General features: G+C 71.6%; 10 protein-coding genes. 3 read left to right on the forward strand and 7 right to left on the reverse strand.

Annotation, left to right across the window (positions count from 1 at the left end; genetic code table 11):
• Positions 1-8 precede the first annotated feature (8 nt).
• From AB0I69_RS06515 to AB0I69_RS06530, 4 genes are all read right to left on the reverse strand, one after another.
• A complete protein-coding gene (locus AB0I69_RS06515; RefSeq protein WP_363094443.1) occupies positions 9-1,574 on the reverse strand; it encodes a carboxylesterase family protein in 1,566 nt (521 codons plus the stop codon).
• Positions 1,575-1,598: 24 nt separating this feature from the next.
• Positions 1,599-2,240 carry a GPP34 family phosphoprotein gene (locus AB0I69_RS06520; protein ID WP_363094444.1) on the reverse strand — a complete coding sequence of 214 codons (642 nt, stop codon included), beginning with the start codon at positions 2,238-2,240 and terminating at the stop codon, positions 1,599-1,601.
• Between the two features lie 114 nt (positions 2,241-2,354).
• Positions 2,355-3,014 carry a response regulator transcription factor gene (locus AB0I69_RS06525; RefSeq protein WP_363094445.1) on the reverse strand — a complete coding sequence of 220 codons (660 nt, stop codon included), beginning with the start codon at positions 3,012-3,014 and terminating at the stop codon, positions 2,355-2,357.
• Positions 3,011-4,195, reverse strand: a complete 1,185-nt coding sequence (locus tag AB0I69_RS06530) for a sensor histidine kinase (RefSeq protein WP_363094446.1) — start codon at positions 4,193-4,195, stop codon at positions 3,011-3,013. The genes AB0I69_RS06525 and AB0I69_RS06530 overlap by 4 nt, the downstream gene beginning before the upstream one ends.
• A 304-nt stretch (positions 4,196-4,499) precedes the next feature.
• Between AB0I69_RS06530 and AB0I69_RS06535 the strand changes: the two genes are divergently transcribed.
• Positions 4,500-5,483 carry an AraC family transcriptional regulator gene (locus AB0I69_RS06535; protein ID WP_363094448.1) on the forward strand — a complete coding sequence of 328 codons (984 nt, stop codon included), beginning with the start codon at positions 4,500-4,502 and terminating at the stop codon, positions 5,481-5,483.
• A 657-nt stretch (positions 5,484-6,140) separates the two neighbouring features.
• Here the strand turns inward: AB0I69_RS06535 and AB0I69_RS06540 are convergent.
• Positions 6,141-7,385, reverse strand: a complete 1,245-nt coding sequence (locus AB0I69_RS06540; protein ID WP_363094449.1) for a serine hydrolase domain-containing protein — start codon at positions 7,383-7,385, stop codon at positions 6,141-6,143.
• Between the two features lie 349 nt (positions 7,386-7,734).
• Here AB0I69_RS06540 and AB0I69_RS06545 point away from each other — a divergent pair, with 349 nt between their 5' ends.
• Positions 7,735-8,652, forward strand: a complete 918-nt coding sequence (locus AB0I69_RS06545; protein ID WP_363094450.1) for a hypothetical protein — start codon at positions 7,735-7,737, stop codon at positions 8,650-8,652.
• Here the strand turns inward: AB0I69_RS06545 and AB0I69_RS06550 are convergent.
• Both AB0I69_RS06550 and AB0I69_RS06555 read right to left on the reverse strand, forming a co-directional pair.
• Positions 8,640-9,227, reverse strand: coding sequence for a hypothetical protein (locus AB0I69_RS06550; protein ID WP_363094451.1), 588 nt, complete (start codon positions 9,225-9,227; stop codon positions 8,640-8,642). The two genes, AB0I69_RS06545 and AB0I69_RS06550, sit on opposite strands and share 13 nt — an antisense overlap.
• A 154-nt stretch (positions 9,228-9,381) precedes the next feature.
• The gene (locus tag AB0I69_RS06555; protein WP_363095007.1) at positions 9,382-10,149 is read right to left on the reverse strand and encodes a class I SAM-dependent methyltransferase; all 768 of its coding nucleotides are present in this window, start codon (positions 10,147-10,149) and stop codon (positions 9,382-9,384) included.
• A 344-nt stretch (positions 10,150-10,493) separates the two neighbouring features.
• Between AB0I69_RS06555 and AB0I69_RS06560 the strand changes: the two genes are divergently transcribed.
• Positions 10,494-13,769 (forward strand): alpha-L-rhamnosidase, encoded by a 3,276-nt coding sequence (locus tag AB0I69_RS06560; RefSeq protein ID WP_363094452.1) that lies wholly within the window; start codon positions 10,494-10,496, stop codon positions 13,767-13,769.
• The last annotated feature ends 28 nt before the right edge of the window (positions 13,770-13,797 follow it).

Genomic DNA, 13,797 nt, shown 5'->3' on the forward strand with positions numbered 1-13,797 from the left:
CGCGGTGGTCAGTCGAGGGCGGTCCAGAACGCGCAGTGGTGGCGGGGCTCTGCCGTGTGGGTGGGGGCGATGTGGTCCGGTGCGAGGGAGAGTACGGACTGCCGGGGCCAGTGCGGTGATGACGGGCCGTTGGGGTCGGTGGTGCGGGCGAAGCGGGTCCAGTAGTCGATCATGGTGTCGGCCAGCCGGTGCTGTGCCGCGGTCAGGTCGCGGGGGCGGCCGCCCAGGTCGAACAGGTAGGGCAGTTCGCTCGCGTGCGGTGCGCCGAGCGGGAACGGCGGGGTGCCGGAGGTGAGCGGTGGGGCGTGCTCGTCGGCGAACTCGTAGCGCCAGGTGGGGACTTGAGCGGTGAGCACGGCGTCGGTTCGCGCCGTCGGGCAGGCGAAGTTCGCGTCGCCGATGACGGCGCCGAACACCGGGCCTCCGTCGTCGGTGCGATGTACCGGGTACTCGCGGACGATCGCCTTCGTCTGCCCCGGGGACGGGAAGAAGGCGGACACGACGTCGGGCCAGGTGTCGGGGGTGACGGGGTTGCCGGCCTGGATGATCCCGGCGGCCCAGCCGTTGCCCTCGTCGTGGTTGTTGCCGATGAGTACGGGGACGTGGTGGAAACGGCCGGCGGTGATCGCCGCCGCGGGGTCTGTGGGCAGCAACGGGGTGGCGTAGGCGGGCTGTTGGTCGGTGTCCTGGGCCGCGAGCAGGCGCGGGACGGTCACGCGTCGTAGGCAGGAGAGGGTGTCGTGGGCGGAGCGGCAGCCGACCTTCGCCGCGAGGTCCGTGCCCGTGGAACTCGCGGTGGACAGGGGGACGGAGGACGGGGCGAAGGGACGGTCGGGGCTGCCGGTGCACGGGCCGCTCTCGATGATCGCCCGGTCGAAGAGGCCCGCGGCGGCGGGTGCGGCGAGCTGGGCGCAGACGCTGTAGCCGCCGGCGGACTCGCCGGCCAGCGTCACGTTGTGCGCGTCGCCGCCGAAGGCGCCGATCTCGGTGCGGACCCAGCGCAGTGCCGCCTGCTGGTCGGCCAGGCCGAAGGTGCCGGAGCCGGGCAGCCCGCCGTGGGCGAGGAAGCCGAGGGCTCCGAGGCGGTAGTCGACGGTGACGACCACGACGTCGCCGCGGGTGGCCATGCGGTGGGCGTCGTAGGAACTGCCCGCTCCGGTGGTGAAACCGCCGCCGTGCAGCCAGACGATCACCGGCCGGGGGTGCGCGGGGTCTGTGTCGTCGGGCGTGGTGATGTTCAGGTGGAGACAGTCTTCGTCGGTGCTGCCGCCCGGGACCTCGCCGGCCGGCTGCGGGCAGGCGCTCGCGGGCCGGGTCGCGTCCCGTACCCCGGGCCAGGGGGTCGCGGGGCGGGGTGGCGCCCAGCGGAGGCTGCCGACCGGGGGCGCCGCGTAGGGGATGCCCTCGAAGGTGCGGTAACCGGCGTGGGCGGCACCCCGCACCAAGCCGTCGTCGGTTCGTACGGTCGTGGTGGCGGGCTGGGCGGGCTGAGTCGGTGGCGCTGCGGACCAGGCCGTCGCAAGGACGGCGGTCAGGGCGCAACCCAGGGTAGTCAGGACTCGGTGCATGCTCATGGTCTCCCCGTTCGGTCAGCTGGGTCAGCTGCCGCCCATGCCGCCCTGCGCGGCGATCATGGTCATCGGCAGAGTGCGTACGGCTTTCTCCAGGCCCGGCGCGAGGGCGGCCAGCGACCCCGTGCAGGCGTCGATACGGGCCCGGAAGGTCTTGTGGTCCCGTCGTGAGACGACCGAGCGGATGCCGCCCGCCGCCGCCAGAGCCAGCAACGCCGCGTCGGCGGCGGGGAGTTCCCGGACGGGGCGGTTCCCGTGCAGCGCCTCGGACACCCGGGCGCGGAGTACGGCGGGCACGGCGCGGTCCGTCACCGTCAGGCGCCGGGTGCCGAAGGGGGTGCGGCGCGCCTTCACGGTGAGCACTCCCGTCCCGGCGAGCCGGTCCTCCACCTGGGTCAGGGTCTCCTTGCGGTGGCGGCGTACGAGGTGCTTCCAGCCGTGCCCGGCGGCGGCGTCGCGCAGCACGCCGTCCAGGACCGGGTCACCGGTCGGCCGGGGGCCGGACACGGTGACCTTGCCGCCGCCGTCCTCCGCCAGCCGGCCGCGCGACGCCAGGTCGATCAGGGCGGCGGCCCGGACCAGCAGCTGGGTGCGGCGACGGTCGTAGGGGCCTTCGGCCGCGTCGTCGTAGGCGAGCAGATACATGAGGGAGGCCAGGTCATCGTTCACACTTCGACGCTATGGCCGGGCACCCCGGCCCCGGATCGGCCACGCGGACGGAACGGCACTGGGAACGCGGGAGGACCGCGGCCCGGCCTCCTCCTTGAGGAGGAGATGGGGTTGTCAGGGGCGGCGTGGCTCCACGAGGCCGTGGTCGTAGGCGGCGACGACGGCCTGGACGCGGTCGCGCAGGCCCAGTTTGCGCAGCACCGCGGTGACATGGTTCTTGACGGTGGCCTCCGACAGCCGCAGCCGCTCGGCGATCTCCGCGTTCGACAGCGCCTGCCCGATCAGGGTGAGCACCTCCCGCTCGCGGCCGGAGAGATCCCGCAGGGAGGGCGGCGGCGCCGCGTCGGGCGTGGTGCGCAGGAAGCGGTCGAGGACACGGCCCAGCACGGCCGGTGCCAGCAGCGCGTCCCCGCGCGCGGTGAGGCGGATGGCGTCGACGAGTTCGGCGGGGCGTATGTCCTTGAGCAGGAAACCGCTCGCCCCGGCCCGCAGCGCGGCGACCACGTGCGCGTCCACGTCCCAGGTGGTCAGCACGAGCACCCGGGCTCCGCTGCCCGACTCCGCGATCCGCCGGGTCGCCTCGATGCCGTCCACGACCGGCATGCGTACGTCCATCAGCACCACGTCGGGTGCCAGTTCCCGCGTCAGCCGCACCGCCTCCCCACCGTCGGACGCCTCACCGACCACCTCCAGGTCGTCCCGGGCATCGATGATCATGCGGAATCCGGTACGGACCAGGGCCTGGTCGTCGGCCACCACCACCCGCAGCGTCATGACACGCGCTCCACCGGCAGCCGCGCCGCCACCTCGAATCCGCCCCCGGGCAGCGGACCGGCGCGCAGACTGCCGCCCACGAGCCGTGCGCGCTCCTTCATCCCCACCAGCCCGCGCCCCGCTCCCGCCGCGACCGAACGGCCTTGTGGCGTACGCCCGTTGTCGACCACCGTGACCTTCACGCACTCCCCTTCGACGCGCACGCGCACGCCCACCTCGTCGGCGCCGACCGCGTGGCGCAGCGTGTTGGTGAGAGCTTCCTGGACGATCCGGTACGCCGCCAGGTCCACCGCGGCCGGCAGCCCGTCGAAGGTGCCCTCGCGGTACACGCTCACGGTCATCCCGGTCGCGCGCACGGTGTCGGCCAGTTCGTCCAGGCGGGCGAGCGAGGGCCCCGGCTCGCGCTGCTCCCGCTGCTCCCCAGTCTCACCGTCCCGGATGTCCTCGGGACCGAACGCCCGCAGCAGGAGCCGCAGTTCCCCGAGCGCCGAGCGGGCACCCGCCTCGATGGCCCGCAGCGCCTGACGGGCCTGGTCGGGGCGTTCCGCGAACACGTCATCCGCGGCACCCGCCTGAATGACCATGACGGACAGCGTGTGCGCCACCACGTCGTGCACCTCGCGGGCGATCCGCGCCCGCTCCTCGACCACGGCCCGGCGTGCCTCCGCCCCCGCCCGTGCCCGCTGCGCCCGGCGCCACTGCCCCGCGGTCCACGCGAGGACCACCGCCAGCAGATAGACCGCCACCCCCGCGGGGCCGCCACCCGTGCCGAACGTCAGCGGCACCGGCAGACACATCGCCGCGAGCGCCCACATCGACGCCCGCCGCGACCTGGTGGCCGACAGCACGCACAACGCGACCTGCGCCGCCAGCAGCGCCCCCGTCAAGGACACCGCGGGCAGCAGCGTCCACACCGCGAGCCCCGTCGCCGCGTTCACGGCCAGTACGGCGACCGGGGCCCGCACCTGCCACCTCAGGGCGCAGGCCTGCACGAGAACCAGGGTCACGGCCACGACCAGCCGCCATCCGCGCTCCGCGCCGGCGACGCACACCGAGGTACCGAGTACGGCCAGCACCGGACCGGCCGACCCCCACCACAGCGCCCGCACCGTCCGCGGCGACAGCTCACCCCGCGCCTGGCCGGCGAACCCGTCGCCCGGCTGTCTGCTGCTGCGGTCCACGCCCCGACCCTATCCAGCGACGGGCCGTCCTTCGCGTCGAGCAGGCCCGCGGTTCCGTCCGCCTCCAGGTCCGACCGCTGCCTCAGCGGCTTCGCCCTCGCCCCCAGGACACCGACCACGTCCGCGAGTTGTCCGGTCGCCGCCGAGTCGCCCTCCGTGCGCTCCTGCACCAGCACTCTTCCGGCCGACGCTCGCTTCCCGAACTCGGCCACCCGCCAGCCACCCGGAGGGGCACGGAGGCAGGCAGTGGGTGGCGATAATGTGCACCGTCCTCGTACGGTCCGAAGGCGCAGGAGGTCGCGGTATGCACCGCTCGCCCAACCAGGGGCAGGATGTGCTGAAGTTCCGGACGACGGATGTGGACGAGGCTCGGCAGGTCCTCCAGGAACGCTTCTACGCCAACTTCATCGACGTGCCCGACGGCGGTGCCGAGTTCGCGGCCCGGTACGACATCGCCGCGCTCGGTCCGCTCACCCTCGGACGACTCTCTTTCGGCGCGGAGGTGCGTATCCGGTTCGGGGAACTCGGCTCCTACCACGTGGACATCCCCATGGGCGGCCACCTGACCTGGCGTCAAGGAACGCACACCAGCGCGGTGGCGACCGCCGCGAACGCCGCCGTCTTCCAGCCGCACGGCGACACGGCCCTGGATCGAGTGAGCACCGACTGCTCCATGCTGGCCGTGAAGATCGACCCCAAGGCCCTCAACGGTCAACTCGAAAGCCTTCTCGGCCGACCGCTGCGCACCCCCGTCGTCCTCACACCCGAACTGGACGTCGCGCACGGCGCGGGCCTGAGCTGGGTACGGATGATCCGCGCGGTGTTCGACCAGATACAGGACGGCGGGCTGCTCACCCGGCCGATGGTCGCCCGCCCGCTCCAGGAGGCCCTGCTGACCGGGCTCCTCCTCGCCACCGGCCACCGCTACCGCGACGAGCTGGACCGACCGAACCCCGCCCTGCGCCCGGGCCCCGTCAAGCGTGCCGTCGAGGCCATGCACAGCATGCCGCAACACCCGTTCACGGTAGGAGAGTTGGCCGTGCTCGCCGGGGTGAGCGTGCGGCGACTCCAAGAAGCCTTCCAGCAGTACGTCGGCATGGCCCCGCTGGCCTACCTCACGGACGTCCGCCTCACCCGCGCCCACGACGAGCTGCGCCGCGGCACACCGGGCGAGGTGAACGTGAGCGAGGTCGCCCATCGCTGGAGCTTCGACCACCTGGGCCGCTTCGCGTCCCGCTATCGAGCGCGCTTCGGCGAGTTGCCCTCGCAGACACTGCGTTCCGGGTGACCACGGCCCACGTCATCGCCCCGCGTTGTGCGGACAACGGCCGCGCTCAGCGGATCGTGCGCGGCGGCTACCACCCCTAGGCTTCCTGGTGTTCGCGCGTCCGCCTCTTCGGTCCGCCGCGCGGACATCGGCCGGCCCGTCTCCACCCCTTCGGGCCGGTCACCGCCCGTCGGCACCCCCCCTAACAGCCGCGGGCGGGTCGGCAGCGCACATGCGGCCTGAACTCCGCCTCGGTGTGCTGCTCGACACCGGAGAAGGTCCGGGCCGGGGTCGGCGCCGGCCCGGACCTTGACCGCCGTACCGAAGGCACACCGACGAGGCAGAACCCCGTGTCCGGTCCTCGGACGGTCCCGGGTTCGCAGTCATCCCAAAGAAGTCAGAGGTCGATTCATTCCGCTGCTTCCTCGCTGTATGCGGCTTTGGTGTGTACCCGTGCCGGGTGTTCCGGGTATGGGGGTGAGGTGGCCGGTGTCCTTCAGGACGGTCGGCATGGCGGTCGGGCCTTCGGCCACCCGCACTTGTTCAAGTCCGGCGTCGAGCGGTTCGGAACCGAGCGGCAGCTGCTGCGGGCGGTCCACCACGGACTGGTCCGCGCACTGCGCCACGCCAGTCGGTCCGGGAAATCGCCCTCGGCCTCGACATCGTCGGCGTCGCCTGTCAGTTCGTGGCCGGGACCAACGGGCCGAAGGAGGCGGCGGCGATCTGCTGGATGTAGCGGATCTCGGTGCCGTCGAGGTTGGTCGGGTTGAGGGAGTAGACGATCCTGCGGGAGAGGTCGCGGGTGGCGAACACACCGCTGGTGCAGCCGGGGCGGGAGCCGGTCTTGCCCCAGACCACGACACCGTTGGATGCCTTCACCCGCATGATGCCCATGGTCATGCAGGCACGGCCGGCGTCGGCCTCGGTGCGGCACTGGCTGCTGTGGAAGCTGGGGACGTCGGGCACGGTGAAGAGCTCGGCCTGCTGGGCCGGCGGGAGGAGACGGCCGCGGAAGAGAGCGGTCATGAAACGGTCGAGGTCGGCCGGAGTGGAGATCATGCCGCCCTCGGCCCAGGGCCAGGGGCTCTGTTCCGTGACGTCCACCTGATGCGGGGTGCCGTCCGGGGACGTGACCGTCAGGTAGCCGTGGGAGTGCGGGCCGGGCAGGTGCGGGTCGTCGGCGTCGGGGACCTGGGTGTCGTGCAGTCCGAGGGGCCCGGTGATCCGGGAGCGCACCTCGTGGGCGAAGGTGTGCCCGGTGATCTTCTCGATCAGGAGGCCGGCGACGTAGTAGTTCATCCCGTTGTACTGCTGCGCGGTGCCCGGCGCGAACTGCATCGACTGGCCCGTCATCAGGTCGATCACCTGCTGCGGTGTGAAGCTCTTGAAGCGGTTGGCGGCGAACCATTCGGGGCTGCCGTCGCCGAAGTCGGGGCTGTCGGCGGCGCGCGGCAGGCCGCTGGTGTGGTTGAGCAACTGGCCGATCTCGACGGGCGGCAGGCCGGCGGGAAGGACTCCCGGCAGGTACTGCTGGACCGGCTTGTCCAGGTCGATCCGGTGCTCGGCGGCGAGTTGGAGAACGATCGTGGCGGTGAAGACCTTGGAAATGCTGCCGATCCGGATGTGCGCGTCGGGTGGAACGCCCTGACCCGTCTCCAGGTCGCCCACGCCGGAGGTGCCCGACCAGTGACCCGCGCGACCGGTGATCCGCAGCAGCGCGCCGGTGACATCCGCGGTCGGCAGGCCACCGATGGCTGCCCGCAGCGCGGCCGGGTCGAGCGCGGGCAAGGGCGCGGCGGTCGCGGGCACCGGAGCCGGGGTGGCGGCGGAGGCCGGCGCGGCCGTACCCGCGGCCAGGGCGACCAGCACGGCGCCGGACGCGACCACGGTGGACCAACGGGGGCGAAAGGGGGAGCAGTTCACAGTGCGGCTCTCCAAAGTGGCGGCGGTGGGACCGGCGGTCGAACGGCCCTGCCACGAGTCTCTTCCGACCCGACACCCCGGATCATCAGGGAACGTCCCTGAGCGAACCCTGACCGCACCCCGACAAGGGAAAGGGGTGCCCCTGATGTCTCGTCATCTCGTCTCATCTCGTCCGGCGCGCTATTGCACAGCTGTGACAGTGAGCGCACAGCACCGTCACCCCTTGTCGAAAGACTCCGTCCTGTCGCGAGGGCAGCAAGTCGAGCGGACCGGTTCAGGTCCTGGGGACGGCCGGCGGTTCCCGCGAGACTTTCGTCGCAGCGTCATTCACATCACTGGGGGAACCTCGATGTCCGCTCGTAACCGTCGGAGTGCCGGCGCAGCCGTCGTCACCGCAGGTGCTGCCGCACTGTTCACTCTGTGCGGCACGGCCGCCAGCGCGTCCGCCCACACGGTCACCGTGCCCAGGGGACTCACCACCAGCGACGGCACCCGCCACGTCATCGTCAACGGCAGGTCCATCGACTTCGGCACCGTCGTCCGCGACCTGGCCTGGAACCCCAGCGGCAGCAAGGCCGCCTTCGTCGACGGGCACGGCAACCTCGTCGTCTCCGACCCCGACGGCAGCCATCGCGTCACCGTCGCCGCCAACCCGGGCGGGCAGACCTGGTCCCACCCCACGTGGCAGGTGGCCGCGGCCGACCGTACGAACGAGATCCCCGCGAAGAACAACCTCATCTTCTCCGCCAAGATCCACGGCAGCACCGTCCTGGAAGGCGTCAAGGCCACCAGCAACCACGGCAGGCCGGCCAAAATCAGCCTCAACGGCTACGCGGGAGACGGCGCCGTACCCCAGACCGACAACACCTGGCCGAACGTCGGCGGCGGCTACGGCACGGCCGTCTACGAGAACACCCACACCGGCGAGGTCTACATCCGTGACGACTACCTGCGGCAGCAGGGCGGCGCGCTGGCCAAGGGTTCCGAGCCCGCTCTCTCCCCCGACAACGAGGAGGTCGTCTTCGTCCGCTCCGTCCACGGGCACGACCACCTCTTCGTCGAGGACTTCGGCGGCCCCACCAACGTCGTCAAGGACGTCACCCCCAACGCCACCAGCAACTACACCGAGCCCACCTGGTCGCCCAACGGCAAGACCGTCGCCTTCCGTGCCCCCACCGGTACGTACACCATCACGAAGACCGCCCACGGCTTCGGCAAGCCCGTAAAGGTCTCCACGCACACCGGCCTGCCCGCCTACCGCGGCTGACCGCCGCCCAACCGGCCGCCGGAGCGGGCGAGTTCGGCCCGGAGCTCCGGCAGGTGCTGGTCGGCCGTGTCGTGCGGCAGGTACTCGACCACGTCGAGAAAACGGAACAGGACCTGGGTCTTGGTGACGGCGAACTCGTAGTCGCCGTACCCCACCACGGCACCCATCTCCCCTCGAACGGCGCCCCGGACGACATGCGCGGTCATGTCGTCCGGGCTTTGTGCCGTCAGCCCCCGCCGCGCGTTGGGGCGCGCCAGATACGGGCAGACCATCGAGGCGTAGAGCATGCACGCGCGATGCCCCGGACCTTCCAGGGTCGCCGCCATGTTGCGGTACGGCCGCCCGGCGGTGAGCGCCTCGCGGATCGCGGCACTCTCCGCGGCACCGACCACCCGCCACACCGGTCCCCTGGGCATCAGGGTGTTGCAGACGGAACACAGCCGCTGGCGCGCGCACTCGGCGCTGCGCCCGTAGTCGGTGAGCGCGAACTGGGGGTCGTCGCCCTCCCACGGGGTGATGGCGGGCACGGGATAGCCACGGCTGTCACGAGGTCTGGCCTCGACGGTCGCCGGCATGGGAACGGAGTCGAAACGCACACCCCATGGTGAACCACACGACCGCCCACCGTGACCGTGACGGTCAATCAGGCATTCACCAGCCCGGTGTCCGCCTCTCACCGGGGCCTTCACCGGTCCGTCGGCCGTGCCCAGCGGGCCGGGAGGGGCATGCCTACTGGGGTGGGTGCGCTGTGTAGACGGTCGCGGTCATCGGCGCCGTCACGGGGCCGGTGCCGAGGCGGTCCGTCATCTTCTGTGTGACGGACGACCGGAGGGCCTGCGCGTCTTCGCGGGCCTGCACGGCGGCGCTCACTGGTGTGCCGGTGAGGAACCCGGTGGCGATGGAGGCTGCCGACTCCGCGACGCCTTCCAGCGTGACGTCCTCGGTGGTGGCCAGGGTCAGTCCGGCGGCCGTGAGGTCCGCGGCGACCACGGCCGGATCGGAGTAGCCGTGGGGTACGTCCTTCAGGAACTGGGGTGCTCCGTCGGGCATCGACTCTTCCAGGGCGGTCTGGAAGGCGGCCCCGAACCCGTGCGAGGCCAGCGGGCCCCAGCTGTTGAACAGGAAACGCCCCTGCGGGGCCAGGACCCGGCGCACCTCGGCGTAGGCGGCGGGCCTGTCGGGGAAGAACATCACCCCGAACTGGCATACGACGAGGTCGAAGCCGCCGTCCTCGAAGGGCAGGTCCTGGGCGTCCGCCTGCCGCCATTCCGCGCGCGGTTCCCGTGCCGATCCCGCGGTGACCATCGCTTCGTTGAGGTCGGTCGCCACCACCGAGGCCGTGGGCACCGCGGTGAGCAGGGCCGAGGTCAACGCCCCTGTTCCGGCGGCGAGTTCCAGGACCGTGCGGGGCCGTAGCGCTGCCGCCCTGGCGGCCAGGTCGGCGGCGAAGGGGCGGAAGAAGACCGGCACCAGGTGGCGTTCGTAGGCCTCGGGCATGGAGCGTGTCCACCGCCGGTTCGCATCGTCCGCATTGTCTGCGTTCATCCGACAGACACTAGCTCCGCGGGAAACCGGGCGGCGGACCACCGCAGCCATCGCGGCTTCGTGTCGACCGACCTCTGTTCTCCATTCCGCTGATTGAAACCGTTCAATTCCCGCGCACCCGCCTGACGTGTCGACTCCGCCCAGATCGATCACGCAGTGAACCTGCCCAGAAGCAGTGGACCTTCCAAGAAAAAAGTCGCACGGCGATTGACCCCGGCCCCACCCGGCTCTACGTTACCCACGCCTCTCACATCTGAATCGATTCATCCGACATTCCGTGCGAGTGAGGAGTCGTAGTGATCAGCAGGAGGAGCATTCTCGCGGGCGCAGCCGCCACCGTCGCGGCAGTGACCGTGGACGGCGTACCGGCGATGGCCGCGCCGGCGTCCGGACAGGTTCAGGCGGCGACACAGGCAGCACAGGCGGCACCGGGGGACGGGCTGCGCGTCACGGCGCCTACCGTGGAATACGTCCGGCACCCCCTCGGGATCGACGCCCAACAGCCCCGGCTGAGCTGGCCGTTGGTCTCCGACAAGGTGGGTGTGCGTCAGAGCGCCTATCAGATCCGCGTTGCCACCACCGCCTCGGGCCTGCCCCGTCCGGACGTCTGGGACAGCGGGAAGGTCATGTCCGGTGAGTCCGTCCTGGTGGCGTACGCGGGGCCCGGGCTCAAGCCGCGGACGCGTTACCACTGGTCCGTGCGCGTGTGGGACGGCGACGGGCGGGTCTCCGGGTGGAGCGCGCCCTCGTGGTGGGAGACGGGGCTGATGAGTGCCGGGCAGGGGGCCGACGGCTGGACCGCCGACTGGATCTCCGCACCGGCCGGCCTCGTGGACGCGCCGTCCTTCGAGGGCTGTTCCTGGGTCTGGTTCGACGAGGGGGATCCGACGAACAGCGTTCCGGCGGCGACCCGTTGGTTCCGCCGTACCGTCCAACTGCCCGCCGGGATCACGGCGGCGACGCTCGCCATCACCGCGGACAACGTGTACGCCGTCTCCGTGAACGGAGTCGAGGTGGCGCACACCGATCTCGACACGGACAACGAGGACTGGAAACGCCCGGCCGTGATCGACGTACTGGACCGGGTGCGCAGTGGTGGTGACAACGTTATCGCCGTCGCCGCCACCAACGCGACCGTGGGCCCGGCGGGACTCGTCGCCGTACTCGTGGTCCGTACCGCCTCCGGTGAGGAGAAGGTGTTCACCGACGGCACCTGGAGAGCCACGGATCAGGAACCTCCGGCCGGTTGGCGGGAGTTGGGCTTCGACGACGGGGGCTGGCCGGCGGTCAGGGTGGCCGCCGCATGGGGTGGCGGGCCGTGGGGGCGGGTCGTCCCGGTGTCGTACGCCGTGACCCAGCTGCGGCACGAATTCCGGCTGCCGCGGCGGAAGGTGGCACGCGCCCGTCTGTACGCCACCGCGCTCGGCCTGTACGAGGCACAGCTCAACGGCAGCCGGGTGGGCCGCGACGAGCTCGCTCCTGGATGGACCGACTACCGCACGCGCGTGCAGTACCGGACGTACGACGTCACCGGACTCCTGCGGGCCGGCGTCAACGCCATCGGGGCGTATCTGGCTCCCGGCTGGTACGCGGGCAACGTCGGCATGTTCGGGCCCGGTCAGTACGGTCAAGTCCCGGCGTTTCTCGCGCAGTTGGAGGTGGAGTACGCGGACGGGACGAGCGAGCGCATCACGTCGGGCACCGACTGGCGGGCCGCCTCCGGGCCGATCGTCGCCGCCGACCTGCTGAACGGTGAGACGTACGACGCGCGCAAGGAGACCCCCGGCTGGGCCTCCCCCGGCTTCGACGACACGGGCTGGCTCGGCGTACGGGGCATGGGCGGCGCCGGGGACTTCGGGCCCGGCCTGATCGTCGCGCAGGTGGACGGTCCGGTGCGGGTGGAGCGGGAGTTGACGCCGAAGAGCGTGACCCGGCCCGCGCCCGGTGTCTTCGTGTTCGACCTCGGCCAGAACATGGTCGGCTCGGTGCGGCTGCGGGTGTCCGGCGACGCGGGCGACACCGTCCGGCTCAGACACGCCGAGGTGCTCAACCCCGACGGCACCGTCTACACCGCGAACCTGCGGAGCGCGGCGGCGACCGACACGTACACCCTCAAGGGCGGCGGGGAGGAGGTCTACGAACCCCGGTTCACCTCCCACGGGTTCCGCTACGTCGAGGTGACCGGATTCCCCGGCACTCCCTCGGCGGAGGCCGTCACCGGGCGGGTCATGCACACGTCCGCCCCCTTCACCCTCGACTTCGAGACCGACGTACCGATGCTCAACCAGCTGCACCACAACATCACTTGGGGGCAGCGCGGCAACTTCCTCTCCGTGCCGACCGACACGCCCGCGCGCGACGAACGGCTCGGCTGGACCGGAGACATCAACGTCTTCGCGCCCACGGCCACGTACACGATGGAGTCCGCCCGCTTCCTGTCCAAGTGGCTCGTCGACCTCCGGGACTCGCGGACCGCGCAGGGCGCGTTCACGGACGTGGCACCGATGGTCGGCACGGTCGGCAACGGCACGGCCGGTTGGGGCGACGCGGGCGTCACGGTCCCCTGGTCCCTCTACCAGGCGTACGGCGACCTCCAGGTCCTGCGGGACGCCTGGCCGTCCGTCCGGGCCTGGCTGACGTACCTGGAGCAGAACAGCGACCAACTGCTGCGCCCGGCACAGGGATACGGCGACTGGCTGAACGTCGACGACGAGACCCCGAAGGACGTCATCGCCACCGCGTACTTCGCGCACAGCGCCGATCTCGCGGCCCGGATGGCCGGGGAGCTCGGCGAGGACGAGGCCGCCGGCTCGTACCGCGATCTCTTCGAGCGGATACGCGCGGCCTTCCAGCAGGCCTACGTCACCGCCGCCTCCGACGGCGGCGGCGGGGTCAGGGTCGAGGGCGACACGCAGACGGCCTACGTCCTGGCACTGTCGATGGACCTGCTGCCGGACGCGTCACGGAAGGCCGCGGCGGACCGGCTCGTCGCGCTGATCGAGGCCAAGGACGGGCACCTGTCGACGGGTTTCCTCGGCACTCCCCGACTGCTGCCCGTCCTGACCGACACCGGCCACACCGACGTCGCCTACCGCCTGCTGCGGCAACGCACCTTCCCCAGCTGGGGCTACCAGATCGACCGGGGCTCCACCACGATGTGGGAACGCTGGGACTCCATCCGGCCCGACGGCAGCTTCCAGGACCCGGGCATGAACTCCTTCAACCACTACGCCTACGGCTCGGTGGGGGAATGGATGTACACGAACATCGCCGGCATCTCGGCGGGCGGACCCGGCTACCGCGAGATCGTCATCCGTCCCCGACCGGGCGGAGACGTCACCACCGCCCGCGCCACGTTCACCTCGGTCTACGGCCCCGTCTCCACCTATTGGCGGCAGCGGTCCGGCCGGTTCACGCTGACCTGCGCGGTGCCGCCCAACACGACCGCGGAGGTGTGGATCCCCGCGCCCGCCGCGGACGCGGTGACCCGCACGGACGGGACGTTCCTGCGCCAGGAGGACGGCTGCACGGTCTACCGGATCGGCTCCGGCACCCACCGGTTCACCACCTGATCGCGCCTGATCGCGCCTGATCGCCGGC

The sequence above is a fragment of the Streptomyces sp. NPDC050508 genome, from assembly GCF_040655155.1.
In the GTDB taxonomy this organism is placed as follows: Bacteria; Actinomycetota; Actinomycetes; order Streptomycetales; family Streptomycetaceae; genus Streptomyces.